This is a genomic window from Bacillus sp. AK25 (assembly GCF_048270685.1).
Lineage (GTDB): Bacteria > Bacillota > Bacilli > Bacillales > Bacillaceae > Bacillus > Bacillus altitudinis.
In genome coordinates, this window is the sequence record NZ_JBLUWC010000001.1 from 643,063 (window position 1) to 667,112 (window position 24,050).

At 42.9% G+C, this 24,050-nt stretch carries 22 protein-coding genes; 16 read left to right on the forward strand and 6 right to left on the reverse strand.

Annotated features, from left to right (window positions below):
* The first annotated feature begins 2 nt into the window (after positions 1–2).
* From purD to ablB, 4 genes are all read left to right on the forward strand, one after another.
* Positions 3–1,277 (forward strand): phosphoribosylamine--glycine ligase, encoded by a 1,275-nt coding sequence (gene purD / locus ACNO7B_RS03260; protein WP_417901169.1) that lies wholly within the window; start codon positions 3–5, stop codon positions 1,275–1,277.
* A 151-nt stretch (positions 1,278–1,428) separates the two neighbouring features.
* Positions 1,429–2,070 carry a hypothetical protein gene (locus ACNO7B_RS03265; RefSeq protein ID WP_417901170.1) on the forward strand — a complete coding sequence of 214 codons (642 nt, stop codon included), beginning with the start codon at positions 1,429–1,431 and terminating at the stop codon, positions 2,068–2,070.
* A gap of 162 nt (positions 2,071–2,232) precedes the next feature.
* Positions 2,233–2,427, forward strand: coding sequence for a hypothetical protein (locus ACNO7B_RS03270; RefSeq protein WP_008344285.1), 195 nt, complete (start codon positions 2,233–2,235; stop codon positions 2,425–2,427).
* A 15-nt stretch (positions 2,428–2,442) separates the two neighbouring features.
* Positions 2,443–3,288: a putative beta-lysine N-acetyltransferase gene (gene ablB, locus ACNO7B_RS03275; protein WP_417901171.1), complete on the forward strand. Its 846-nt coding sequence runs from the start codon at positions 2,443–2,445 to the stop codon at positions 3,286–3,288.
* On the opposite strand, the gene ACNO7B_RS03280 is transcribed toward ablB, so the two are convergent.
* Complete coding sequence (locus tag ACNO7B_RS03280; protein WP_327862170.1) at positions 3,283–4,941, reverse strand: PucR family transcriptional regulator; 1,659 nt, start codon at positions 4,939–4,941, stop codon at positions 3,283–3,285. The genes ablB and ACNO7B_RS03280 overlap by 6 nt on opposite strands.
* Before the next feature lie 191 nt (positions 4,942–5,132).
* On the opposite strand from ACNO7B_RS03280, the gene ACNO7B_RS03285 reads away from it, so the two are divergent.
* Genes ACNO7B_RS03285 through ACNO7B_RS03300 form a run of 4 tightly spaced genes read left to right on the forward strand, consistent with a single transcriptional unit; the run spans position 5,133 to position 9,117 of the window.
* Positions 5,133–6,497, forward strand: coding sequence for an aspartate aminotransferase family protein (locus ACNO7B_RS03285; RefSeq protein WP_050827026.1), 1,365 nt, complete (start codon positions 5,133–5,135; stop codon positions 6,495–6,497).
* A gap of 12 nt (positions 6,498–6,509) precedes the next feature.
* Positions 6,510–7,196, forward strand: coding sequence for a CoA transferase subunit A (locus ACNO7B_RS03290; RefSeq protein ID WP_060832134.1), 687 nt, complete (start codon positions 6,510–6,512; stop codon positions 7,194–7,196).
* On the forward strand, positions 7,172–7,837 hold the full coding sequence (locus ACNO7B_RS03295) for a 3-oxoacid CoA-transferase subunit B (RefSeq protein ID WP_048002160.1): 666 nt from the start codon (positions 7,172–7,174) through the stop codon (positions 7,835–7,837). The genes ACNO7B_RS03290 and ACNO7B_RS03295 overlap by 25 nt, the downstream gene beginning before the upstream one ends.
* Positions 7,838–7,851: 14 nt before the next feature.
* A complete protein-coding gene (locus ACNO7B_RS03300; RefSeq protein WP_417901172.1) occupies positions 7,852–9,117 on the forward strand; it encodes a peptidase in 1,266 nt (421 codons plus the stop codon).
* Between the two features lie 227 nt (positions 9,118–9,344).
* Here the strand turns inward: ACNO7B_RS03300 and ACNO7B_RS03305 are convergent, their stop codons facing one another.
* On the reverse strand, positions 9,345–9,566 hold the full coding sequence (locus ACNO7B_RS03305; RefSeq protein ID WP_249670361.1) for a YgaP family membrane protein: 222 nt from the start codon (positions 9,564–9,566) through the stop codon (positions 9,345–9,347).
* A gap of 125 nt (positions 9,567–9,691) precedes the next feature.
* Here ACNO7B_RS03305 and ACNO7B_RS03310 point away from each other — a divergent pair, with 125 nt between their 5' ends.
* Together ACNO7B_RS03310 and ACNO7B_RS03315 are read left to right on the forward strand one after the other, a co-directional pair.
* A complete protein-coding gene (locus ACNO7B_RS03310) occupies positions 9,692–11,434 on the forward strand; it encodes an adenine deaminase C-terminal domain-containing protein (protein WP_007496880.1) in 1,743 nt (580 codons plus the stop codon).
* Positions 11,435–11,965: 531 nt separating this feature from the next.
* Positions 11,966–12,280: a YerC/YecD family TrpR-related protein gene (locus ACNO7B_RS03315; protein ID WP_007496879.1), complete on the forward strand. Its 315-nt coding sequence runs from the start codon at positions 11,966–11,968 to the stop codon at positions 12,278–12,280.
* A gap of 79 nt (positions 12,281–12,359) precedes the next feature.
* Here the strand turns inward: ACNO7B_RS03315 and ACNO7B_RS03320 are convergent, their stop codons facing one another.
* Positions 12,360–12,875, reverse strand: coding sequence for a DUF3916 domain-containing protein (locus ACNO7B_RS03320; RefSeq protein WP_417901173.1), 516 nt, complete (start codon positions 12,873–12,875; stop codon positions 12,360–12,362).
* 93 nt (positions 12,876–12,968) lie between these two features.
* The gene (locus ACNO7B_RS03325) at positions 12,969–14,549 is read right to left on the reverse strand and encodes an FMN-binding glutamate synthase family protein (protein ID WP_098680487.1); all 1,581 of its coding nucleotides are present in this window, start codon (positions 14,547–14,549) and stop codon (positions 12,969–12,971) included.
* Positions 14,550–14,688: 139 nt separating this feature from the next.
* On the opposite strand from ACNO7B_RS03325, the gene ACNO7B_RS03330 reads away from it, so the two are divergent.
* Positions 14,689–14,919 (forward strand): hypothetical protein, encoded by a 231-nt coding sequence (locus tag ACNO7B_RS03330; RefSeq protein ID WP_017366762.1) that lies wholly within the window; start codon positions 14,689–14,691, stop codon positions 14,917–14,919.
* A gap of 1 nt (position 14,920) precedes the next feature.
* Here ACNO7B_RS03330 and ACNO7B_RS03335 read toward each other — a convergent pair whose 3' ends face one another.
* Positions 14,921–15,319, reverse strand: a complete 399-nt coding sequence (locus ACNO7B_RS03335) for a DUF2283 domain-containing protein (RefSeq protein ID WP_417901174.1) — start codon at positions 15,317–15,319, stop codon at positions 14,921–14,923.
* A 273-nt stretch (positions 15,320–15,592) separates the two neighbouring features.
* Here ACNO7B_RS03335 and ACNO7B_RS03340 point away from each other — a divergent pair, with 273 nt between their 5' ends.
* The 5 genes from ACNO7B_RS03340 (at position 15,593) to ACNO7B_RS03360 (ending at position 23,187) form a co-directional block, all read left to right on the forward strand.
* Positions 15,593–16,285 (forward strand): heptaprenylglyceryl phosphate synthase, encoded by a 693-nt coding sequence (locus ACNO7B_RS03340; protein WP_008344257.1) that lies wholly within the window; start codon positions 15,593–15,595, stop codon positions 16,283–16,285.
* A 57-nt stretch (positions 16,286–16,342) separates the two neighbouring features.
* Complete coding sequence (gene pcrA, locus ACNO7B_RS03345) at positions 16,343–18,565, forward strand: DNA helicase PcrA (protein WP_017366764.1); 2,223 nt, start codon at positions 16,343–16,345, stop codon at positions 18,563–18,565.
* 44 nt (positions 18,566–18,609) lie between these two features.
* The gene (gene ligA / locus ACNO7B_RS03350; protein WP_417901175.1) at positions 18,610–20,616 is read left to right on the forward strand and encodes an NAD-dependent DNA ligase LigA; all 2,007 of its coding nucleotides are present in this window, start codon (positions 18,610–18,612) and stop codon (positions 20,614–20,616) included.
* A 15-nt stretch (positions 20,617–20,631) separates the two neighbouring features.
* The gene (locus ACNO7B_RS03355) at positions 20,632–21,819 is read left to right on the forward strand and encodes a CamS family sex pheromone protein (protein WP_008344253.1); all 1,188 of its coding nucleotides are present in this window, start codon (positions 20,632–20,634) and stop codon (positions 21,817–21,819) included.
* 360 nt (positions 21,820–22,179) lie between these two features.
* Positions 22,180–23,187 (forward strand): phosphotransferase enzyme family protein, encoded by a 1,008-nt coding sequence (locus ACNO7B_RS03360; protein ID WP_417901176.1) that lies wholly within the window; start codon positions 22,180–22,182, stop codon positions 23,185–23,187.
* A 44-nt stretch (positions 23,188–23,231) separates the two neighbouring features.
* Here the strand turns inward: ACNO7B_RS03360 and ACNO7B_RS03365 are convergent, their stop codons facing one another.
* Positions 23,232–23,924, reverse strand: a complete 693-nt coding sequence (locus ACNO7B_RS03365) for an MgtC/SapB family protein (RefSeq protein ID WP_008344247.1) — start codon at positions 23,922–23,924, stop codon at positions 23,232–23,234.
* Between the last annotated feature and the right edge of the window lie 126 nt (positions 23,925–24,050).

Genomic DNA, 24,050 nt, shown 5'->3' on the forward strand with positions numbered 1-24,050 from the left:
GTGTGAACGTATTAATTATCGGCAGAGGCGGAAGAGAGCATACCATCGCATGGAAAGTGAATCAAAGCGAACTTGTCAGCCAAGTATTTGTCGCACCCGGCAATGATGGAATGACAGACGCTGCGAAGCTTGTACCGATCGACGAGGGCGATCATGAGGCGTTAATTCGTTTTGCAAAAGACAATAACATCAGTTTAACAATTGTCGGTCCAGAGGTTCCTTTAATTGCAGGTGTCGTCGATGCATTTGAAGAAGCAGGTCTAAAGGTATTTGGACCGAATGCAAAAGCCGCAGTCATTGAAGGCTCAAAAGAATTTGCAAAAGACTTAATGAAAAATTATGATATCCCGACAGCCGCTTACGCCACTTTTACATCGTTTGAAGAAGCGAAGGCATATGTGGAAGAAAAGGGTGCCCCAATTGTCATTAAAGCAGATGGGCTTGCTGCCGGAAAAGGCGTGACAGTGGCAATGACGCTTGAAGAGGCAATCAACTGCCTGCATGACTTTTTAGAGGATGAAAAGTTTGGCGATGCGAGTGCATCGGTTGTCATTGAAGAATTTTTAACAGGTGAAGAGTTTTCTCTGATGGCCTTTGTCAATGGAGAAAAGGTGTATCCGATGGTGATCGCACAGGATCATAAACGGGCATTTGAAGATGACAAAGGACCAAACACCGGCGGGATGGGTGCTTATTCACCGGTTCCACAAATTTCTGATGAAGTCGTACAAAAAGCGGTGGAAGACGTCGTCAAACCAGCAGCTCGCGCCATGGTGCAGGAAGAGCGTTCGTTTACAGGCATTTTATATGCAGGCTTAATGCTGACACCAGAAGGCTCTAAGGTCATTGAGTTCAATGCACGCTTTGGCGACCCTGAAACGCAAGTAGTGCTTCCTCGTCTTGAATCAGATCTAGTCCAAGTCTTCCTTGACATTCTAGATGGAAAAGATGTGGACTTGCAGTGGAAAGACACAGCCGCTGTCAGTGTCGTTCTTGCATCAGAAGGATACCCGGAAGACTATGCAAAAGGCACGCCAATCGGTGCTTTGCAAACAACGGTCTCTGATGTCGTCACCTTCCATGCAGGAACGAAAAAGGAAAACGATCAATTCGTCACAAATGGCGGCCGTGTAGCAAATGTGACCGCATTTGACGACACATTTGAAGCAGCAAGATCAAGAGTGTATGAAGCGGTTGAAGAAATCATTCAGCCAGGTTTATTCTATCGCCGTGACATTGGCGCCCGTGCGCTGAAGGCTGCGGGGAAAACTACATGATTATACTAGACTCTCTCACTATGTGAGTGGGTCTTTTTTTATATTATAAAACTCACAGATAAACCTTAAAATTACTTTAAATGTATAAAAAAACCTTTTTATTTTCATTTTAATGTTATAAATTTAATATATTACAAAGGGAGGTATAATAATGAAAAAAGTGATTTCATCAGTTCTTCTAGTTCTTGTATTAGTAAGCTTAGCTTTTGCTATTCCTGCACCAACTTCTGCTAAAGAATTTGGTTCTATCAATCTTAATAAGGTTCATAATTTAGGTAAAACAGGAAATACCAAAATTGAAAAAATTTCATATGATCAATATGTTAAGGAAGTATCCAAATCAAGGGGTATCTCTAAGAAAGAAGTTCAAAAATCTTCTACAAATTTATCAAAGAAACAATTTAGTACAGCTGCAACAAAATACAGTATGCATAAAATGACAATTGTTCAGGATGTAGGTTTTTTATATCAACCTAAAGTTCAAATTTATGCTTGGACATATGCGAGTGGATCATTTGTACAATTTAAATATATTGAAGATATAGACTTAGACAGATATTCTAGCCTTGGTTCAAAACATTTTGCTGGTAAAGTTAAAGCAAAAATAACTTCTCCAACTGCTATTTGGTGGTATGTAAATGGAGACTTCTATAATAATGGAACCACTAATGTATCAATAAGTGGAAGTGGTTCTGCAGCAGTAAAAGGGGTAACAGTAACTGGTAGTTTCTCAGTTTCTAAATCTTCAAATCATTATAAATATTGGAATAATAGTGGTACTAAACATCGTTAATTATAGAAATTATTTTCTGAAATTTTCGAGAAAATTGGTTTAATCAAAACACCTTTCTATCTGACGAGATGGAAAGGTGTTTTTTCTTCTTCTGTTCATAGAGGGATGCGGGCAGATGATGAAGAAGTAGTATGGGATTACGAATAGATTTAGGGAGGAAACATGGAAATCAAAGCATTTATCATCTTTGCAAACGTCATGCTTGTTTTATATCTCATAACTATAAATAACATCATGGTGACTGCCATTAAGCAGAATAAATTGAAAAAAGGCTTTGCCATTAGTTATATGATCCTATCCATTTTTTCTGGCATTGCTATTTCTTCATTTTTAATTTGGAAGTTTTTCATTAGCTAAGAGGGGAATGAGTGTATGGTGCAATTGAAGAAGCTTGCAAACGATCGTTTTTCTGCTTTGATCTGTATGGATCCATTTAACGAGCGAATTCGTTTGGATGATTATAGCGGCAGGGTGCGTGATGTGATTCAGTCCGTGCTTCAGGAAGCGGCGGACTGCAAGGCGTCTAAGGTCATTGTAAAAGTAAGGCGTGAGCATATGCCTCTTTTTTTAGAAAAAGGCTTTCGGCTTGAAGGGGTGTTTTCTCATTATTTTCTCGGAAGTGATGCATGCGGCATGTCGCTCTTTCTGACCGAAGATCGAATGAACAGCCCATTTTGGCTGAAGGAAGATGAAATCGTTGCGTCTATTCAAGAAAAGCCAATTAAAAAAGACCAAGGCGTGTGGCAGGATGAGTATGTGATGAGGAAAGCCGGTCCAGAGGATGTGCACAAGCTGGCAGCGCTCTATGATACGGTCTTTGAAACATACCCCACGCCAATGAATGAGCCAGATTACATCCGAAAGGTAATGGAGGAAGGGACGGTTTTTTATGCCGTTGAACATGACGGTCAAATTGTAAGTGCCGCTTCTGCTGAAATCAATGTACCGTATGGTCATGCAGAACTAACAGATTGTGCAACCCTTCCCACATACAGAAAACTAGGATTCATGCATCATTTGATTCTAGCCCTCGAACAAGAGCTTCAATCCATGCACATTTATGTCTTTTATTCTCTTGCCCGTGCACTGTCCTATGGAATGAATCAAGTATTTTATCAGCTCGGGTATACATACACCGGACGCTTTCAAAACAACTGCTATATTTTTGACAAAATTGAAGATATGAATCTATGGGTCAAAACGCCAAATGAATCATGAAATGGTTCTCATCTGATCAAGCAGACCAGATAGGCGGTACGCCATGATACTCAGCTGCAGCTTCATCCGATCATCAGTGGATTTGAGGCTGCAGCCTGTTCTCGTTTCAATTTGTTTCAACCGGTAGCTTAACGTATGCCGGTGAATAAACAATTCCCCCGCTGACTTTTGAATATTTTCATTGTGTGCCAAATACACTTCGAGTGTATGAATCAGGTCAGCCCCTTGTTTTTTTGTATAAAGCAGCGGGCTTAACAGCTCCACGTAAAAGTCATGCAAATTCATTCCGGCTTCGTTCATTTCAAGCAGCATCCCATATAGACCAAGCTTCTGATAATGAATGATGCTGTCATCTGTTTTCAAAAGAGGAAGAAGCCTTGCTGCATACTGGGCTTCTTTTGCACTTTTGGCAAAGAGACTGATCTGGTCGTAGGCTCTTCCAATGCCAATCACAATGGGATGGACGGGGAAAAAATAAGACCAAGTACTGCGACATTCTTCTGATGCGCGATACCAATTTGTTTCTTGATACGTGCTTTTCCCTGCGGGTGTCAAGACGAAAATGGAATCAAGCCTTGCCTTTAATAAAAAAGGAATTTGTCTGCGTTCAAAAATGGATGTGAGCAATTGGGATAGGCGCTGCACCATTTGATGGTCGAGCTGTGTGTGCTGATGCTGAAATTGAAAGTAGATGACGACTTGTTCTTCGCTCATATCATATTGCAGCTTTCTTGCTTGTTCGATGACATAACTTTCTTCTGTGTATTGCTGCTGCAGCATATCATCCAATAAATGCCCCTGCATTTGGTTTTCTGTATCTTGAATGGCTTTTTGTTTCAACCATTCAATCGCATACACCGCACCGGCATGCTCAATGGCGATGGCATCGAGATGATGCCACGTCTCTTTTTTCTTTAACGCCACAATGAACCCGAAAATATCGCCCATTGCAATCACAGGGCATGCTGCTAGAACAAACGCACCATATGTGTCATAGACGAGCCGCCCTTTTTCCTCTGCCTGCTTGAGCAGAGAAGAGGTTTCAATCGGTTCGTCATCTGTTAGAAAGCCAAAAGCAGGGGAATAGGTCACTTCATCTGTTTCGAGATGAGCTGCTGTTTGGTGCAAAAACACATCCAGTACGACGATATTTGCTGCTGTGAGATGTGCCAGTTCATCCGTAATTTGCGTGACATTTTTATTGCTCACATTTAAATGGGTCAGTCTTTGATGAATCGCGGAAGAATATTTGAGCTGATGGAGCTGACTGCTGACGATTTGTTCTAGAACGGCTTTTGTGATGTCTGAAAAATTGACGTGGGGCGGAATCTCGATGAGCGGAATACCGCTATTTTCGGCGGCTTCAATGAGTGATGCGGGAATTTCCGTTAAGTACACGCCTTTATAAATGGCAATGGCTGAAAGACGATGAGATTGAATCAATTGTTCAAGCCGGATGCGTCTTTCTTTATTTTCTGTCAGCCCAAATCCAGTTGTAACAAGTAATTCTCCTTCGGAAAGTCTAGACGTGTCCTCAATAATTTCCACAATGGTCACCCACTGGATAAGACGATCCAGTCCATTTTCTCCAGCAAGCAGTTTGGTTTCTTTCATCATATCGAGCGAGAGTGCATCTTTGACGAGAATCGCCATAGACTCATGACCTCCTTTTGAACACTCTTATACACCATGTATAAAAAACACATGTGAAATTCGGGCATATGGCGAATGGAGGATGACTGCCCTCTTGATTAAGCTAATCTTATACCAAGTATACAAAATTTTCTTGCGATTCATGTAAAAAGAAAAGTGCAGCTGCTGACAAGAGAGGGAGGAATGACAAAGTGGAGACCCGGGATTACTTAATCAAACCGATGTTAAATCAGCAATATCCTGTGGCTGTGAGAGGAGAGGGGATTTATTTATATGATCGGGACGGAAAAAAATATATAGATGGCTCATCAGGGGCAGTCACGGCAAGTATTGGACATGGCATACAAGAGATTATTGATGCGATGACGGAGCAAGCGAAAAAGGTGAGCTTTACGTACAGGTCACAATTTACGAATGAACCAGCGGAAGAACTAGCGTATGAATTGAGTACACTTTGCCCAGGTGATCTGAACTGGTCTTTTTTTGTAGGGAGCGGTTCAGAGGCAACGGAAACTGCTATGAAAATGGCGATACAGCATTGGCAGGAGCAGGGGAAGACGGAAAAAAATCATATCATCTCAAGATGGATGAGTTACCACGGCATTACACTAGGGGCGCTGTCGATGTCCGGTCATATTGCAAGGAGAGAGCGTTTTGAACCACTGCTTGAAAAGCACCCAGTGCTGTCTCCGCCCTATAGCTACCGGTCATGGCTGCCAAAGGAAGACAGCAAGCAGGTCGAGTGGTATGTCCAGGAATTTAAAACCGTCATCCAGCGTATAGGAAAAGAGAGGATCGCCGCATTGATTGCTGAACCGATTGTTGGCGCAGCGGGAGCGGCGCTCCTGCCGCCAGACGGATATTACGAAGCGATGAAGCGTGTCTGTGAAGAAAACGACATTTTAATGATCGCAGATGAAGTCATGACGGGCTTTGGACGAACTGGGAAAATGTTTGCGATGGAACACTGGGGCACGGTACCAGATATCATGGTTCTTGGAAAGGGCATGAGCGCAGGTTATTCTCCAATCGCAGCAGTTGTCTCAACGGATCGTGTGATGGCACCGATTATCAGCGGCTCCGGCTCTGTCATGGCAGGGCACACATATAGTGCCAATCCGCTTTCAGCAGCCGTTTCATTAGCGGTCATTCGATATATGAAAAAACATCAGCTTCCCGACCGGGCTGACCTTTCTGGGCGATATCTGATGAATGCTTTAAAAGATCTGCAAGTCAATCATTCCATCATAGGAGATGTGAGAGGGAAGGGATTGCTGATTGGCATTGAGTTTGTCGCAGATCGTTTATCCAAAACACCATTTCCTGCACATGCTCAGATAACCAATCTCGTCGTTGAAACGGCAAAACAAAAGGGACTGCTGGTGTATCCAGCAAGCGCTGGAGAGGATGGAGTCGGAGGCGCAGCGGTTATGATCGCACCGCCGCTTTCCATCACACAGCAGGAAATGGATGAACTCATTGATTTATTCGGGCAGACCATCACACAAGTCGAACAAGAAGTAATCAATCGAGGGTTTTTCCCATCTGCTATGTAAGGAGGAACGAACATGAACAAAACTGTGGGGTTGGATGACGTGATGACGCGATTAAAAGATGGCATGACCATCATGTTTGGCGGATTTGGCGGCGTGGGTTCACCACCATCGTTGATTGATGCCATTTTGGAAGCGAATATTCAAGATCTGACATTGATCGGAAATGATGCAGGTTTCCCACAAATTGGTGTGGGCAGGCTCATCACAGAAGGAAGAGTGAAAAAAATCATCGCCTCTCATATCGGCTCAAATCCCATTGCCGGACAGAAAATGCAGGCTGGTACATTAGACGTTCATTTTTATCCGCAGGGCATTCTTGCAGAAAAAATCAGAGCAGGCGGAATGGGGCTGGCGGGCATTGTGACAGATGTTGGGATGGATAGCCTGAATCTCGATGAGAAACAATTGGTTGAGCTGAATGGGAAGAATTATATGTTAGAGCCTGCGCTCACAGCGGATATTGCCATCGTCAATGCCTACAAAGCAGATGAAGTGGGAAACCTCATTTTTGATAAAAGCGCACGGAATACAAACCCGATTGTGGCGATGGCAGGAGACTGGACCATTGCGGAGGCAGAAGAAATTGTGGCAGCGGGGCAGCTCGATCCAGAAGAAATCGTGACGCCAGGCGTATTTGTGAATCAAATCGTGCAATCAAAAGGAGTGAACTGGACATGGGCATGGGAGACATCGATTTAAGACACCGCATTGCCAAAAGAGCAGCACAAGAAATTGAAGATGGCATGATTGTGAATCTTGGGATCGGCATTCCGACTCTAGCAGCAGATTACATTCCATCACATTACGAGGTGTGGCTGCATGCAGAAAACGGCATTATGGGGGCAGGAGCCTCGCCTCTGCAAGGGGAAGAAGATTCGAATTTGTGCAATGCCGGTGGTTTTCCCATTACGTTGACAAAGGGCGGCTCGTACATGGACAGTACGACTGCTTTTGGCATCATCCGAAAAGGAATGCTGGATATGACGATTTTGGGTGCACTTGAAGTAAGCAGCCAAGGGGATCTTGCCAATTGGATTGTACCGGGGAAAAGAGTACCAGGTATGGGCGGAGCGATTGAGCTGGCGCAAAAAGCGAAAAAAGTGGTGGTGGTGATGAGCCATCTTGATAAACACGGTCGATCTAAAGTGAAAACGGTTTGTACATTGCCATTAACCGCTAAAGCGTGTGTCGATTTGATTATTACGGATATGGCGGTCATTGAGGTCAAGTCTCAGCTGCTCATTTTACGTGAAGTCATGCCGCCATTTCAGCCGGAAGATGTCATAAGGGCGACTGAAGCGCCATTAATTTTAGCGCCTGATGTCAAATCTGTTGTGTAGAAAGGATGAACGACTTGCAGCCAATGACACGTATCAGAAACTGGATGAAAGAGCATCAGGATGAAGCCATTACGCTTCTTCAGCAAATGGTGCAATGTGACAGCACCCAAGGAAATGAAGAAGAGGTTCAGCAGATCGTGGCCAATAAACTGTCCGCCATTGGCTTTGATGTAGACGTTTGGGAAATTGGCGGCGATGAATTACTAGAGCATCCTTATTTTTATTCCCCGCGCCGATCTTTTCAAGGGAGTCCCAACGTTGCTGGGCGATTGAAAGGAAAAGGTGGCGGCAAATCGATTTTATTAAACGGGCACGTAGATGTGGTTCCGGCAGGAGATACGAATCAATGGACATATCCGCCTTACAGCGGGCATATCATAAACGGGAGACTTTATGGACGCGGGGCAACAGATATGAAAGGTGGAAACGTTTCTTTACTCTTTGCGCTTGAGGCACTGCATGCGCTTCAGATTCCCCTGAAAGGAGATGTGGTGTTTCATAGTGTCGTCGAAGAGGAAAGCGGCGGAGCAGGCACACTTGCAGCAATATTGAAAGGGTACACAGCGGATGCTGCCATCATTCCAGAGCCAAGTCATATGAACATTTTTCCGATTCAGCAAGGATCAAAGTGGTTCAGGCTGCATATTAAAGGAAGGGCAGCTCATGGCGGAACAAGGTATCACGGTGTTTCTGCTATTGAAAAGAGCACGGTGGTCCTTTCTCATATAGCGGCACTAGAAAAAGAAAGAAATCAGCGAGTGACGGAGCCTCTGTTTCAGCATATCCCGATTCCAATTCCAATCAACATTGGGAAAATTCAAGGCGGTGATTGGCCGTCCTCTGTCGCAGATCTTGTCACAATGGAAGGTAGGCTTGGTGTGATGCCAGGTGAGACAGTTGAGCAGGCAGAGAAGGAATTAGAAAATTGGATGAATGGACTCGCTGAAAAGGATGATTGGTTTCAAGAACATCCTGTGGAGGTGGAGTGGTTTGGTGCTAGATGGCTTCCAGGGTCAATCGACTCTGATCACCCGCTTTTAGGTCTATTGAAGGAACAATATGAAGAGGTCATGCAGCACCCGCCAAAGGTAGAAGCCGCCCCTTGGGGGACAGACGGCGGATTACTGTCACAAGCAGCGGATATCCCAATCATTGTGTTTGGACCTGGAACGACAGAGCTTGCCCATTTCCCGAATGAATCCATTGAGATCAAACATGTCATTGAAGCAGCAGAAATCATTGCTGGTACGTTGGTCAAATGGTGCGAAGCAGCGGAGTGATTCACACACAAAAAAAGAAGGCTGTCTACTCAGCCTTCTCCAGCGTGCAGATAAACCCTCGCATTCGTTGTCAGGTCTGTGCGCCGGTGCTCACGAATGTAACATTCGCTCCGCTCCGGTGCTCGCCCTTCCTAGACTTCAAAGGTTTTCATGTCACGCTGAAAGGAAGACAAAGAGTTAAAATAAAATTCATTTTAGCTCTTTGTCAACAATCTGAAGAAGGCTGTCTACTCAGCCTTCTCTTTATGTGTATTCTGCTGTTCACACATATAGGTCACTGGACAAAAACGAAGAATACCAGAACCCAATTTTAATCCGCCGAGCATGATGCCAAAAAGCAGCATTTTACTCCATGGTTTTCGAGCATATAAGGATCCAGCTACAGTACATATCGTCATTCCGCAGGCAATTCTCATGAGCGCTTCCATTAAGCCAATATTAGGTTTCATTGCAAGTGATTCTCCTTTTTTAAATTATTTTAAGTGTGATTTCAAGAAATTGTAACGTTTCATTAATGCGTAACGTGGTTCGTTATGTTACGATAGGGCTAATACAAATGAAGGAGAGTATGTGAATGTCCGAACGTACTTTTAATTGGAGAAACAATGACATCCGCACACAAATCGATGTAGTCGACTCAAAAATAGTTCCAACACTCCTTTTAACGAATGGACTCGTGCTAAACCCGTTTTTGAAGCAATGGGTGAAGGCAAATATTTGGATACATGATGATCGAATTGTTTATGTCGGAGCAGAGCTTCCTCAAAATAAATCAGCTAAACGTGTGATTGATTGTGAAGGTAAATACATTGTGCCGGGGTATATTGAACCTCACGCGCATCCGTTCCATATTTATAATCCCCAATCACTTGCAGAATATGTGTCTCAATTTGGCACAACAACGATGGTCAGCGATAACTTATTTCTTCTTTTGCAAAGCAATGAAAAGAAAGCGCTTTCCACTCTATGCGAATTAAAAAAGCAGCCATTTCAGTATTTCTGGTGGTCCAGATACGATCTTCAAACCGAGGTCAGGTATGAAGATGAGATGCTTCCTATTAACTATCGGAAAGAATGGATTGATCATCCCGACGTCCTTCAAGGCGGCGAATTAACGAGCTGGCCAAGATTAATGGACGGTGATGATCTCATTTTATATTGCATGCAAGAAACGAAGAAGCAGAGAAAACGAATTGAAGGGCATTTCCCTGGGGCTTCTGAGAAAACGCTAACAAAAATGAAGCTGTTTGGAGCGGACAGTGATCATGAAGCAATGAATGCAGACGATGTGCTCAAACGCTTGTCTCTTGGCTATCATGTGTCCTTGCGTCATTCTTCCATCCGCCCAGATTTAGTGAACATTTTAAGAGAGTTGCATGAGCGTGACTTTAGGCACTACGATCACTTTTTCTATACAACAGATGGATCAGCGCCTCACTTTTATGAAGAAGGCATGATCAATCGTCTCATTTCCATTGCCCTTGAAGAAGGCGTGCCTACTATTGATGCGTACAATATGGCGACCTTTAACATTGCGAAATACTATCAAATTGATGACTTATTAGGCGTGGTCGGTCCTGGTCGATTGGCTTCTTTGAATATTTTAGATGATCCGATGAATCCAAATCCAGAAACGGTGATTTCTAAAGGGGTAATCCTTAAATTAGAGGGGGAGAACCAGCATCAATTCCAAGAGACAAAATGGGAAAATGGCGGGCTCGAACCATTAGATTTAAGCTATGACCTGACGATGAGTGACTTGCAATTCTCAATGCCGCTCGGTGTCAAAATGCGAAATGCTGTTATTATGGAGCCTTATACAGTGGAGATTGATAACTCTGTCAACCAGCTGTCCTGTGACCATGATCAAAGCTTCTTCAGTCTGATTGATCGAAAAGGCGAGTGGCGCGTGAACACAATGTTAAAAGGATTTGCAAACAAGGTGCAAGGATTTGTCAGCTCATTTTCAACCACTGGTGACATTTTAGTGATTGGGAAAAATAAAGATGATATGATGCTTGCTCATAAGCGAATGAAAGAAATTGGCGGGGGAATTGTGCTCGCAGAAAACGGAAAGATTTTGCATGAAATCCCGTTGCAATTATCAGGCTGTGCATCAGCTGAATCGTTTGAAACGGTTCTTCAGCAGGAGCAAACGTTACGCGAGCTACTCATTGAGCGCGGGTATCCATTTGACTGCCCAATTGATACACTTGTCTTTTTCCAAAGCACACACTTGCCGTATATTCGAGTGACACCAAGAGGAATATTTGATGTCATGAAAAAAACTGTACTCTTTCCGTCTATAATGCGTTAAAATATAACAGAGTGGAGCTGTATCATATTTGCTAGATTTCTGACCGCTGTTATAGGGCAGGAGTGAGCAATGGATCTCTTCGCTGCTAGATATGGTGACAAAGCATAGGGCTTTGACATGACGAATGAAGTGCCCAATTGTAAAATGAATCTGTCGGTTACGCTGGCCGACCAACATATTTTGAATAATTAAGCAAGGCGGGGCGCAGGTTTGTCGTCTCGCCAAGCTTTCTACACATACTGTTTTTTAGGGAAAGACTTAACAGAGCAGAAGTGTTCTAGATATCGGAGGCAAACAAGTTTGTCAGATTGTCGCACAAGGAATATGACAAAACTTGTCGAATTTGTTTACGATAAAGAAGCTTCGGCTTACGAAAGAACCTGATGGCATTTTCAGCGTAGAACCAAACCTGTCATGATTCGTTCAAAGCTCATTGCTGAGGTTGAAAAAAATGAGTCAGGAAAGATACCGCTTTCTCGGAAAAGTCAGTGCGGAGCGGTGTGCCAATAGTAAAGGAGAAGATGTATAAAGATGCAAATTGATAAATTAAGGGGCAAAAGCTTAGATCAGCTATTCAACTCCATCTTATCCCTTAAAGACCTGGAAGAATGTTATCGATTTTTTGATGATTTGTGCACCATCAATGAAATCCAATCTTTATCACAGCGTCTTGAAGTAGCGCGTATGCTTCGCGAGGGAAATACGTATCATAAAATTGAGACGGAGACAGGTGCAAGCACTGCAACCATCTCACGAGTCAAACGCTGCTTGAACTACGGAAATGATGCCTATACGATGGCACTTGACCGCGTAGCAGAGCAACAAGCAACGGACGAAACAAAATAAAGCAGCTTTCACTGCAAACATTCTTTATGATTTGTCGTTTTGAAGTTGAACAAGTAGAGCCATTTCATTTGAAATGGCTCTATTTGTTCTCATCAAGTTCCCCCATAAACCATCGTTCACCTTCATAGGACACTTCATCGTCATCAGTGATTACTTCCTTAAAACCGATGGTTCGCATATTTTGTGCAACAGATAAATCCCATTCTTTTTGAATATTTCTCTGATCAGAAAGGGGAAGCCATGTCTGATACTCATCTTGTCTGTTGAAGAAATCTTTCACATAAGAATCCCCTTTAAACACAATGATTTGTGAATGCCATAATCCAGGCAGATCGACTGCGACCACGACACGATATATGTCCCCGTCGTTTGGTTTCAAATCAATGAGATGCTCAGCTCTATTCAATAGAGTTTGAATGCATAGACGTTTGATCTTTTTCGGTGTTCTGTTGGACGTCATAAAATCATAAGCCGCTGGTAAAGGCAGGTGCCAGTAGTCAGAAATATTCGCCGGAAACGACTGCGTATTTGCGTTCATTTCTTTTATGATCTGTTGAGTCTTTCGTTTCATACCGCGGACCTTTTTTTCACGCATACTCTTTCTCCTTATCAAAGATCTATTAAGTCTTTTATACGTGATTGCGCAAGAATGTCAACGAAAAAAGGTGCGGAAACGCACCTTTTTAAGCTAGACAGACTGCTCTGTGCCTGAGAACATAGGGACTTCACTTGTCTGACCGTTTTCTTGTCTAAAAATAATATGTTTTTCGTTAAAATGAATAGGTGATTCGATTCCAGCTGCTGCGCATAAATTAAACAAACCTTCTCTAAGGGACAGGATATAATTGCAGACGCGGTATTTCTTTTCCTCAATGGATAAACCCTTTTGCAGCTTTGGATCTGTGGTGGCAACCCCAACAGGGCATTTATTCGTGTGGCATACTTGCGCCCGAATACAGCCAACCGAGAACATCAATCCTCGTGCGATATTCACAAAATCTGCACCCATAGAAAGGGCAATCGCAATTTTATCAGGGGAAAGAAGTTTACCAGAAGCAAACAGCTTGAGTTGATCTCGAACCCCATATTTTTTCAAAATTTGATGGACCATCGGCAGTGCGGTGAAAATGGGCAGGCCTGCGGAATCAGCCAGTTCATGAAAGGAAGCACCTGTGCCACCTTCTCCGCCATCCACTGTAATGAAATCAGGATGTTTTCCGCTTTTTTTCATATAGAGAGCAAGCTCCTCGATATCTTCTTTATGTCCAACAACTAGCTTGATTCCAACTGGTTTTCCGCCGATGTTTCGCAGTTGTTCAATAAAATCAAGCATGTCAGGAATGGAGTGAAACATCTCGAACCGGTTCGGACTGTCAATGGATTGGTGTGGCGGCAGTTTACGGATTTGGGCAATTTCCTCTGTGACTTTTTCACCATCAATGTGTCCCCCGCGTGTTTTCGCCCCTTGTGCCAGCTTGAGTTCAAAGGCTTTTACCTCATCATGTTCACTTTTTTTCTTAAACTCTTCAAACGAAAATGCGCCATCCTCCGTTCGAACCCCAAATAAACCAGGTCCAATCTGGCAAATGATATCGGCGCCCCCTTTGAGATGGTAAGGCGAAAGCCCGCCTTCACCTGTGTTCATCCATGTGCCGCCAGCCATTTTTAAACCGGAGGATAGAGCCGTAATCGCCCGATCGCCTAAGGAGCCGTAGCTCATGGCTGATTGACCAATCAATCCTTTGACGCGGAAGGGTTTTTGGCACGTATGTTCACCAATGATTTGTACATCTTCTTCATGGAGATAATAAGGTTTTGCTTCGACTTCTTTGGTATGTTCACTTCTTCTCAGTAAATTGTCTTGATCGATCTGATACACTTTTGTTGGGATTTTTTCAGATTGATCGATGCGTAACTCATCTCGCTGCTTTGGAAATAGGACGTTGCGAATATAGTAACCAGGCTTGTCAAAATCACGTTTTGATCCAAAGCCCATTGTCCGGCTTTTGTACTTCCCAGACATGACAGCTTGCTCGTATTCTCTTCTTGAGAAAGGAAGCTCCTCTCGATCATTGAGAAACAGATATTGACGAAGCTCAGGTCCTATTTTTTCGAAAATAAACCGCAATTTTCCAATGACCGGATAATTTCGTAGGACAGAATGCTCTTCCTGTTTTTCATCTCGCATCCAAATCCAGATGAATAAAATGATTGGTATGATGAAAAAAATCACTAATAATGCGCCAATGACAATGAAAGTTGTTGTCACGAAAATCCCCTCTTTTCTCTATCATTACTGTTGTTATTCCACTTTTCATTGAAAGAGAAACCACTTCAACAGATTGTGACGTTTAGAAATGAAAAGGCGGGGTAACTTACAAATAAGATCATAAGGGGAGGGAACATACATGAATAAGCGTCCGAATGCGTATGTACTTGCAGGATTAGGGGTTGGTGGTGCAGTGTTATTAGCAGTGAAAAATAAACAGCATCTCAAAAAATGGGCAAGCATGTTCCGATCAGATGAAAAGGTTCCTGAAAAAGCTGGACACCCTGATCCGTTAGATATTCAAGACAACAAGATGGTCGATGAAGGGGCCATGACATCTGTTCATTATTTTAATGAAGTGAGACAATAGTTTAGAAAAACCGTTTTGACCATTCAAAACGGTTTTTTCTTGTCTTTTTTTTGATGTGATATCGAAGAGGATCGACAATCGTAAAACCGATCAACCCTTCGTGATCAGGCGTCGAGAAAAGAAATTCAATGCCCGATAAATGATAGGTTGAGAGAACCTGATCCGTAAAACGTAACGAAAGCTCGTCTTCATAAACGGGTGTGTGATTCAACACCTCTGCTTCTTCTGCAAATAACTCCAGCCCAGCCACTCGGCCCTCTTTGTCGATGTCTACGTTCACACATTCATTCACGTCTAATTCAATGGTTTCTTTGATTGTCCCGATTCGAGGCGGGATGAGATAGATGTATCCGATGTCGATCGTTTGATCATATGTGATGGTTCTTTTCAAATCATTCACCTGCTTGATCGATAGTAAAATGTTCCTTTCATGTATAATATCATGTGATGAGATGAAGTAGATCTCATTTCAGTTCAGTATCCATCTATTGATCTCCCTCAGCTCCTCTTGAAGTGGAGTTTTTCATATAATCTCCTTTCACCTCGCCTAAAGTGAAAATCGACTATTTTCAAAAGAATGAAACTTTTAGCTGAAGGAGGTTACCCATTTTTTGCGGTGTCTGATTTTGTTATAATATTTAAATGGAATGAAACGAATGGAGGAACGTTTTTCATGTATGATGTTACCGAGTGGAAGCATGTCTTTAAACTCGATCCAAATAAAGAGATTTCCGATGAACAACTTGAAGCGATTTGTGAATCCGGTACGGATGCCATTTTAATTGGCGGCAGTGACAACGTGACAGAAGACAACGTGCTGCAACTGATGTCAAAGGTGCGCCGCTTTCTTGTGCCATGTGTCCTTGAAATCTCGACACATGAGATGATTGTGCCTGGCTTTGACCTGTATTTTATCCCCACTGTGTTAAACAGCGCTCATCCTGATTGGATTGTTGGTCTGCATAAGGATGCGATGAAGGAATACGGTGATTTGATGTCAATGGAAGAGATTGTACCGGAAGGATATGTCATCTTAAACGAAGAGTGTAAAGCGGCTAAGCTGACAGAGGCAAATACGGCACTGGATATAGATGACGTAAGGGCATATGCGAGAGTGGCAGAGCACTTGATGAAACTGCCCATCTTTTACTTAGAATACAGCGGGACGCTTGGAGACATAGAGCTTGTGAAAGAAACCAAAGCAGTGCTACATGAAACGGTTCTATTTTATGGCGGCGGTATTGAAAGCGAAGAGCAGGCGAAAGACTTTGCACAGCATGCAGACGTTGTCGTCGTGGGGAACGTCATTTATGACAATTTTAAAGAAGCGTTAAAGACAGTCGACGCAGTGAAAAAGTCATCATAGTCAAACAAGACGAAACGGGTTAAAATAGAACATAAGTTCGAATTGGCGGTGAATGAAATGAATGAAATATCGAATCATCTATTAGAAGGGCTGAATGACGCGCAGAAAGAAGCGGTCAAAGCAACAGACGGGCCGCTGCTACTGATGGCAGGAGCAGGTAGTGGAAAAACACGAGTGCTCACGCATCGAATTGCGTATTTAATGGCAGAAAAGCATGTGGCACCGTGGAATATTTTAGCGATTACCTTTACAAATAAAGCAGCAAGAGAAATGCGTGAGCGTGTACAAGCCATTTTAGGGCCTGGTGCGGATGACATTTGGATTTCTACGTTCCACAGCATGTGTGTACGCATTTTACGACGCGATATTGACCGTATTGGTGTGAATCGCAACTTTTCTATATTAGACACATCTGATCAGCTTTCAGTCATTAAAAACATTTTAAAAGAACGAAATATCGATCCTAAAAAGTTTGATCCACGTAGCATTTTAGGTTCAATCAGTAGTGCAAAAAACGAACTCATTGACGCAGAGGAATACGCTAAAACTGCTGGTGATTTCTATGATCAAGTGGTCAGCGACGTCTACACAGATTATCAAAAACGATTACTCAAGAACCAATCACTCGATTTTGATGATCTTATTATGATGACGATTCGTCTGTTTGAGCGGATCCCTGAAGTATTAGAACACTATCAGCGAAAATTCCAATACATTCATGTCGATGAGTATCAGGATACGAACAGAGCGCAGTACATGCTTGTGAAATTGCTCGCGCAGCGTTTTCAAAATATATGTGTGGTCGGTGACTCGGATCAGTCCATCTACCGCTGGCGTGGAGCGGATATTACAAACATTCTTTCCTTTGAAAAAGATTATCCGTCCAGTGAAGTGATTTTGCTTGAGCAAAATTACAGATCGACTAAACGTATTTTGAATGCCGCAAACACGGTCATTCAAAACAATTCAAACCGCAAGCCAAAAAACCTTTGGACAGAAAATGACGAAGGAGCGAAGATTGCCTATTACCGTGCGGATAATGAATTCGGTGAAGGTCAATTTGTCGCTGGAAAGATTCGTCAGCTTCATCAGAGCGGCAAGCGTAAATTATCTGATTTTGCGATCCTCTATCGAACGAACGCTCAGTCACGTGTCATAGAGGAAACGTTAATGAAGGCGAACATTCAATACAACATCGTCGGCGGCACGAAGTTCTATGACAGAAAAGAGATCAAGGACATTTTGGCATACTTACGCCTTGTGGCAAATCCAGATGACGATATTAGTTTTGCACGCATTGTCAACGTACCAAAGCGTGGAATTGGGGCGACTTCTGTTGATAAAATTGCTGCATATGCAGAAATGAATGATCTTTCTATGTTTGAAGCACTTGGTCAGGTGGATTTCATTGGACTCAGTGCAAGAGCTGCCAATGCACTTGATGAGTTCAAACAGCTCATTGATCAAATGACAAATATGCAGGATTATTTATCTGTCACAGAATTAACGGAAGAGATTCTAGAGAAAACAGGTTACCGTGAAGCGCTGAAGATCGAAAAAACGATTGAAGCACAAAGTCGTTTAGAAAATATTGACGAGTTTCTATCGGTCACTAAAAACTTTGAAGAACAAAATGAAGATAAATCACTTGTCACCTTCCTGACAGACCTCGCCCTTGTCGCAGACATTGATAAGCTGGATGAGGCTGAGGAAGAAGATCAGGATGCGGTCATTTTAATGACGCTTCACGCAGCAAAAGGACTTGAATTCCCCGTTGTGTTCTTAATGGGAATGGAGGAAGGTGTCTTCCCGCACAGTCGTTCATTAATGGAAGATGCCGAGATGGAAGAAGAGCGCCGTCTCGCTTATGTAGGGATCACACGGGCCGAAGAAGAGCTTTATTTATCAAGTGCGAAGATGAGAACGTTATTCGGCCGGACGAACATGAATCTGGAATCACGATTTATCAGAGAAATACCAGCTGATTTATTGGACAACCTAAATGAGAAAAAAGAAACGAAAACACCGTTTGGCCAAACGAGAGAAAGACCGCAAAGACGAGGGCCTGTCTCACGTCCACAAACGCAAACCATTCAAAACACAGGCGGCGGCAGCATTGGCTGGGCTGTCGGTGATAAAGCCGCTCATAAAAAATGGGGCGTTGGCACGGTTGTGAGTGTAAAAGGTAGTGGAGATAGTACAGAGCTTGATATTGCCTTCCCAAGCCCTACAGGCATTAAGCGTCTCCTTGCCGCCTTTGCGCCAATCGAAAAGCAATAAACTGATAGGACTGACAAAACGGATGAAGTGAAAGGAAGAAGCAGATGGATAAAGAAGCAGCGAAACGCCGGATCGAGGAACTACACCAGATTTTGAATCAATACAACTACGAATATCACACACTGGATCGTCCAAGTGTTCCTGACGCTGAATATGATGCGCGGATGCGTGAGCTGATCTCTCTGGAGGAAGAATACCCTGATTTAAAAGCAGCGGATTCACCCTCGCAAAGAGTAGGAGGTGCTGTTTTAGACGCCTTCCAAAAAGTACGTCACGGCACACCGATGCTCAGTCTCGGCAATGCGTTTCATGAACAGGACCTTCTTGATTTTGACCGCCGGGTTCGTCAAGCAGTCGGTGACGACGTCGCTTACAATGTCGAGCTGAAAATTGACGGACTCGCTGTTTCTCTCCGTTATGAAAATGGCGTGTTTGTCCGGGGTGCCACGCGGGGTGATGGGACAACAGGTGAGGATATAACCGAGAACCTCAAAACCATTCGTTCCATCCCGCTCAAAATCAATCGGCCTCTGTCGATTGAAGTGAGAGGCGAGGCATTTATGCCAAAACCTTCTTTTGAAGCCCTTAACGAAAAAAGATTACAAAACGAAGAAGAGCCGTTTGCGAACCCGCGTAATGCGGCTGCTGGCTCACTTCGTCAGCTCGATACGAAAATTGCAGCGAAACGAAACCTTGATATCTTCGTCTACAGTATAGCGGAGCTTGATGAAATTGGTGTTAATACGCAAAGCGCAGGACTTGATCTTCTCGATGAGCTTGGCTTTAAAACGAACAAAGAAAGACGGATGTGCCAAACCATTGAAGAAGTGATCGACCTCATTGAAACACTGAAAACAAAGCGTGCTGATTTCTCATACGAAATCGATGGCATTGTCATTAAAGTCAATTCATTGGCACAGCAAGAAGAACTAGGCTTCACAGCAAAAAGTCCACGCTGGGCTGTTGCGTACAAATTTCCGGCCGAAGAAGTCGTGACGAAGCTGATTGATATTGAACTAAGTGTGGGGCGTACTGGCGTCATCACCCCAACAGCGATTCTTGAGCCTGTAAAAGTGGCAGGGACGACAGTACAGCGTGCTTCTCTTCATAATGAAGATTTGATCAAAGAGAAGGATATCCGCCTTTTTGATCAAGTGATTGTCAAAAAAGCGGGCGATATTATCCCAGAGGTTGCAGGGGTTCTTGTTGATCAGCGAACAGGAGAAGAAAAGCCGTTTCACATGCCGACTGAATGTCCAGAGTGTCATAGTGAGCTGGTCAGAATTGAAGGAGAAGTGGCGCTTCGGTGCATCAATCCACAATGCCCTGCCCAAATACGTGAAGGACTCATTCATTTTGTGTCTCGTAATGCGATGAATATTGATGGGCTAGGAGAACGAGTCATTACACAACTTTTCAAAGAACAGCTTGTCTCTCGTGTATCAGACCTTTACCGTTTAACAAAAGAAGAGTTGATTCAGCTAGAACGAATGGGCGAAAAGTCAGTCGATAATTTACTGCGTTCGATCGAGCAATCGAAAGAAAACTCTCTTGAACGGTTATTATTTGGACTTGGTATTCGATTTATTGGTTCTAAAGCAGCGAAGACGTTGGCCATGCACTTTGAGGATATCGATCAGTTAAAACAAGCAACGAAAGAACAATTACTTGAAGTAGATGAAATTGGTGAAAAAATGGCCGATGCAGTTGTCACGTACTTTGAGAAAGAAGAAATACTAGATCTGCTAAATGAACTAAAAGAACTTGGGGTCAATATGACCTACACAGGGTCAAAACCGGTGAAAGTAGAAGAAAGTGATTCCTACTTTGCAGGAAAAACGATTGTGCTGACGGGGAAATTAGAAGAAATGTCTCGAAATGATGCAAAGGCAGCGATTGAAGCATTAGGTGGCAAGTTAGCAGGTAGCGTAAGTAAAAAAACAGACTTAGTCATTGCCGGCGAAGCAGCTGGAAGTAAGCTGACAAAGGCAGAAGAACTCAATATTGAAATTTGGGACGAAGCCAAAATGCTCGAGGAGCTAAAGAAATAAGAGGAGTGTTTTCTATTGAAAAAGTTGCTATTGCTGCTGACAATGCTCACACTGGTATTGTCAGCGTGTGCACCTTTTGGGGGAAAGGATGAGGAAGAGGTCACACAAAAAACGGATGAAACGAAAGAAACAGCGATCATCCCAATGTACAACATCTCTGATTCCTATTACAAAATGGTGCTGCCGTTTAAACAAGGAGCGGCAAGAGGACTAACAGCAGAGCGTCTCAATACACGCTTAGACATTGATGAATTTGAAACAGGACTCATGCGCCTGGCAACAGAATCATTCAATACAAACGATTATCTGTTCCAAGAAGGACAGCATTTAGATGAAGATACTGTTCTCAGCTGGCTTGCCCGCAAAAAAACAGGCAGTGATCTGAAAAAAGCTGAAAAAGAAGACAAAGACTTTAAGAACTTAGGCTTAAACCCTGCTCTTCCAAACTCAGGTTCAACAAAGTCAAAAAATGAAAATAGTCCAATCTACTTAGCTTCCATGCTAGAACATAATTACTTAATCAGAAAAGATAAAAATAGCTTACAGCTTGGCGGGGTTGTCATCGGTCTTGCGCTTAACTCTGTCTATTATTATCGCGAAAATATCGGGGATCCTCAGCAAGAGGTGACCATCGATTCATCGAAAAATTCAAAGAAACTTTTAGCAGAGGGCGAAAAAATTGCGGAACAAGTCATTAAACGACTTCGTCAAATGGACGGACTGCAAAAAGTCCCAGTCATGATTGCTCTTTATAAACAAGCACCAAAATCATCTATTGTTCCAGGAAACTTCATCGCTAAAACTGATGTAAAAGCAGGATCAGCTGATATTGGCAGTTGGGATACGATTAAAGAAGAGAATGTCTTCTTCCCTTCAGATAATGCCAAGAGCAGCTACAAAGATGATTCAGAGCGATTTGACCGCTTCAAGACAAAGGTAGAAGACTACTTCCCGAATTACACAGGTGTGGTAGGCAAAGGTTTCTATAAAAACGGGAACTTGCAAAAAATGAAAGTAGAAATTCCAATGCAATTCTACGGAAAAACAGAAGTCGTGGCATTCACGCAATACTTAACAGGTGAAGTCATGGATTACTATAAGAGCACCAATATAGAAATCAACATCACCTCTTCTGATCAGCAAGAAGCCCTCATCACAAAAAATGCTGAAGATAAAGAACCAACGGTCCATATATATGACTAAATAAAAACCGCCTTTTGGCGGTTTTTAGCGTGTAGACAAACCCTCGCATTCTTTGTCAGTCCTGCGTGCTGGTGCTCACGAATGTGAAATTCGCTCCGCGCCAGTACTCGTCCTTCCTAGACTGCAAAGGTTTTCTATCACGCTGAAAAGAAGACAAAGGGCTAAAATAAAGTTCATTTTAGCCCTTTGTCAACAATCTGAAAACCGCCTTTTGGCGGTTTTTTATTTCTAATTAGAGGAATCTTTCAACTTTTGTCAAAGTATGTGAAGAAACCAAAAGGAAAGGCAGGTATGTTGATGCTCGTATAAATGCTGATTACCGTCATGTATAAGTAAAAAGACGATAAAAGGAGAATCAGCATGCATAAAGAAGTAAAAGCACGATACGATGAACAAATGGTCTTAAAGAAAGCGGCTCTACTCTATCATTTTCAGCCAGAACAGGTCACATTTCTAGCCGATGCAGAAAATTATGTGTATGAATATACAGATGAAAAAGGGTCGAGTTATATATTGAAAATTACCCATACCATTCGCCGCTCCCGCACATATATTTTAGGAGAAATGGACTGGATTCGGTATTTATCTCAACATGGAATCTCAGTAGCTAAACCGGTTTTATCCGCAAGAGGAAAAGATGTTGAAGCGATTCCCGATCAAGCAGGAGGCGCTTTTTTGCTGAGAGTGTACGAAAAGGCGCCTGGCAGAAAAGTGACCGAAGCAGATTGGAATGGACAGTTGTTTCAAGCGTTAGGAGCCTATACAGGGCGTATGCATCAAACGACTAAACAATATCAAGTGAAAGATCCTCGCTATAAGCGTCAAGAGTGGTATGAGGAGGAGCAATTAAAGCTTGAAACGTATATTCCTTCTGATCAAACGGTTGTGTTGCAGAGAAAAGATGAACTGATGCAAAAGCTTCACCAGCTCCGAATATCCAAGGATGTCTATGGACTGGTGCATGCGGATTTACATCATGGGAACTTCCATTATCATCAGGGAGAAATCATTGCATTTGATTTTGATGATTGTGGGTATCACTGGTTTATCAACGATATGAGCATTTTGCTATACAACGTTCTTTGGTATCCGGTGATTCCGTACAAGGATAAAGCTGAATTTACGGGTGAATTTATGAGCCATTTTCTCAAAGGCTATCGACAGGAGAATGAGCTTGATGACGCATGGCTGGCGACAATACCAGATTTCCTTATGCTGCGTCATATGCTTATTTATGGGCTTTTACATCAAGCATTTGATCTCCGAACACTAAGCGCTGACGAAAGTGCCATACTGGCACGTTTTCGAAAGGAGATTGAGGACAAAACCCCAATTACGCCTTTTGACTTTCATCAGCTAACAACATAAATCAAAAGCCCCTTGCTGTTTCACATAGCAAGGGGCTTTTTACCCTAAACCGTATCACACTTCACACCAACAACGCCTTCTAAATCTTTAATATCAAAGTACACATCGGTTGTATAGCGGTCTTTATGTACGCGAACACGTACTTCCATGATCGGATAGTCCTTTTCCTTTAAATCATCAATACGTACAGAATGAATCCGAATATTGAGTGCTTTCATTTCTTTTAAAATCTCTGTCATGCGGTTTCGATCAGAAAGTGACATTCTGATGCGGATTTCTTTTTCCTGTAAGCGAATGGGTCCAATCCGCTGGAAGAGCCAAGGTAAAAATTCCACACTGACAAGAATAAAGAAAAGACTGAGGAAGGCTTCTTTATAAAAACCTGCACCTGTTGCAACCCCAAGTCCTGCTGCTCCCCAAATCATCGCAGATGTCGTAAGACCTGAGATGACGTCATTGCTTTTGCGAAGAATCACACCTGCTCCAATAAAACCAACACCAGATATAATTTGCGCCGGTAACCTGAGTGGGTCCATTTGAAGCTTAGAGACTCGAGGGAAATTGTAGGCTGCATCAATGCTGATGATGGTTAATACGCAGGAGCTGACAGCAATGACAATACACGTTTTCAGCCCAAGCGGCTTTTTCTTAAGTTCGCGTTCAAGACCGATGATCAAACCGATTAAGGTGGCAACGGCTAATTTTAAGACCGTATCCCATTCAATTGTCCAAAACATGCGTATCGCTCCTTTCACTTCATGTACGTTTCACATCATGTATATGATCTTCTCACAGCCCATATGGCTGCACAACTTCTATTTTATTCAGAAACGGGAGAAAGAAAAGCATTTTATTTAAAAATA

Excerpts from the sequence above, each read along its gene's own strand:
- ACNO7B_RS03265 (WP_417901170.1), top strand. The coding sequence starts at position 1,429 with ATGAAAAAAGTGATTTCATCAGTTCTTCTAGTTCTTGTATTAGTAAGC.
- ACNO7B_RS03270 (WP_008344285.1), top strand. The coding sequence starts at position 2,233 with ATGGAAATCAAAGCATTTATCATCTTTGCAAACGTCATGCTTGTTTTA.
- ablB (WP_417901171.1), top strand. The coding sequence starts at position 2,443 with ATGGTGCAATTGAAGAAGCTTGCAAACGATCGTTTTTCTGCTTTGATC.
- ACNO7B_RS03280 (WP_327862170.1), bottom strand. The coding sequence starts at position 4,941 with ATGGCGATTCTCGTCAAAGATGCACTCTCGCTCGATATGATGAAAGAA.
- ACNO7B_RS03290 (WP_060832134.1), top strand. The coding sequence starts at position 6,510 with ATGAACAAAACTGTGGGGTTGGATGACGTGATGACGCGATTAAAAGAT.
- ACNO7B_RS03295 (WP_048002160.1), top strand. The coding sequence starts at position 7,172 with ATGGGCATGGGAGACATCGATTTAAGACACCGCATTGCCAAAAGAGCA.
- ACNO7B_RS03305 (WP_249670361.1), bottom strand. The coding sequence starts at position 9,566 with ATGAAACCTAATATTGGCTTAATGGAAGCGCTCATGAGAATTGCCTGC.
- ACNO7B_RS03310 (WP_007496880.1), top strand. The coding sequence starts at position 9,692 with ATGTCCGAACGTACTTTTAATTGGAGAAACAATGACATCCGCACACAA.
- ACNO7B_RS03315 (WP_007496879.1), top strand. The coding sequence starts at position 11,966 with ATGCAAATTGATAAATTAAGGGGCAAAAGCTTAGATCAGCTATTCAAC.
- ACNO7B_RS03320 (WP_417901173.1), bottom strand. The coding sequence starts at position 12,875 with ATGCGTGAAAAAAAGGTCCGCGGTATGAAACGAAAGACTCAACAGATC.
- ACNO7B_RS03330 (WP_017366762.1), top strand. The coding sequence starts at position 14,689 with ATGAATAAGCGTCCGAATGCGTATGTACTTGCAGGATTAGGGGTTGGT.
- ACNO7B_RS03340 (WP_008344257.1), top strand. The coding sequence starts at position 15,593 with ATGTATGATGTTACCGAGTGGAAGCATGTCTTTAAACTCGATCCAAAT.
- pcrA (WP_017366764.1), top strand. The coding sequence starts at position 16,343 with ATGAATGAAATATCGAATCATCTATTAGAAGGGCTGAATGACGCGCAG.
- ligA (WP_417901175.1), top strand. The coding sequence starts at position 18,610 with ATGGATAAAGAAGCAGCGAAACGCCGGATCGAGGAACTACACCAGATT.
- ACNO7B_RS03360 (WP_417901176.1), top strand. The coding sequence starts at position 22,180 with ATGCATAAAGAAGTAAAAGCACGATACGATGAACAAATGGTCTTAAAG.
- ACNO7B_RS03365 (WP_008344247.1), bottom strand. The coding sequence starts at position 23,924 with ATGTTTTGGACAATTGAATGGGATACGGTCTTAAAATTAGCCGTTGCC.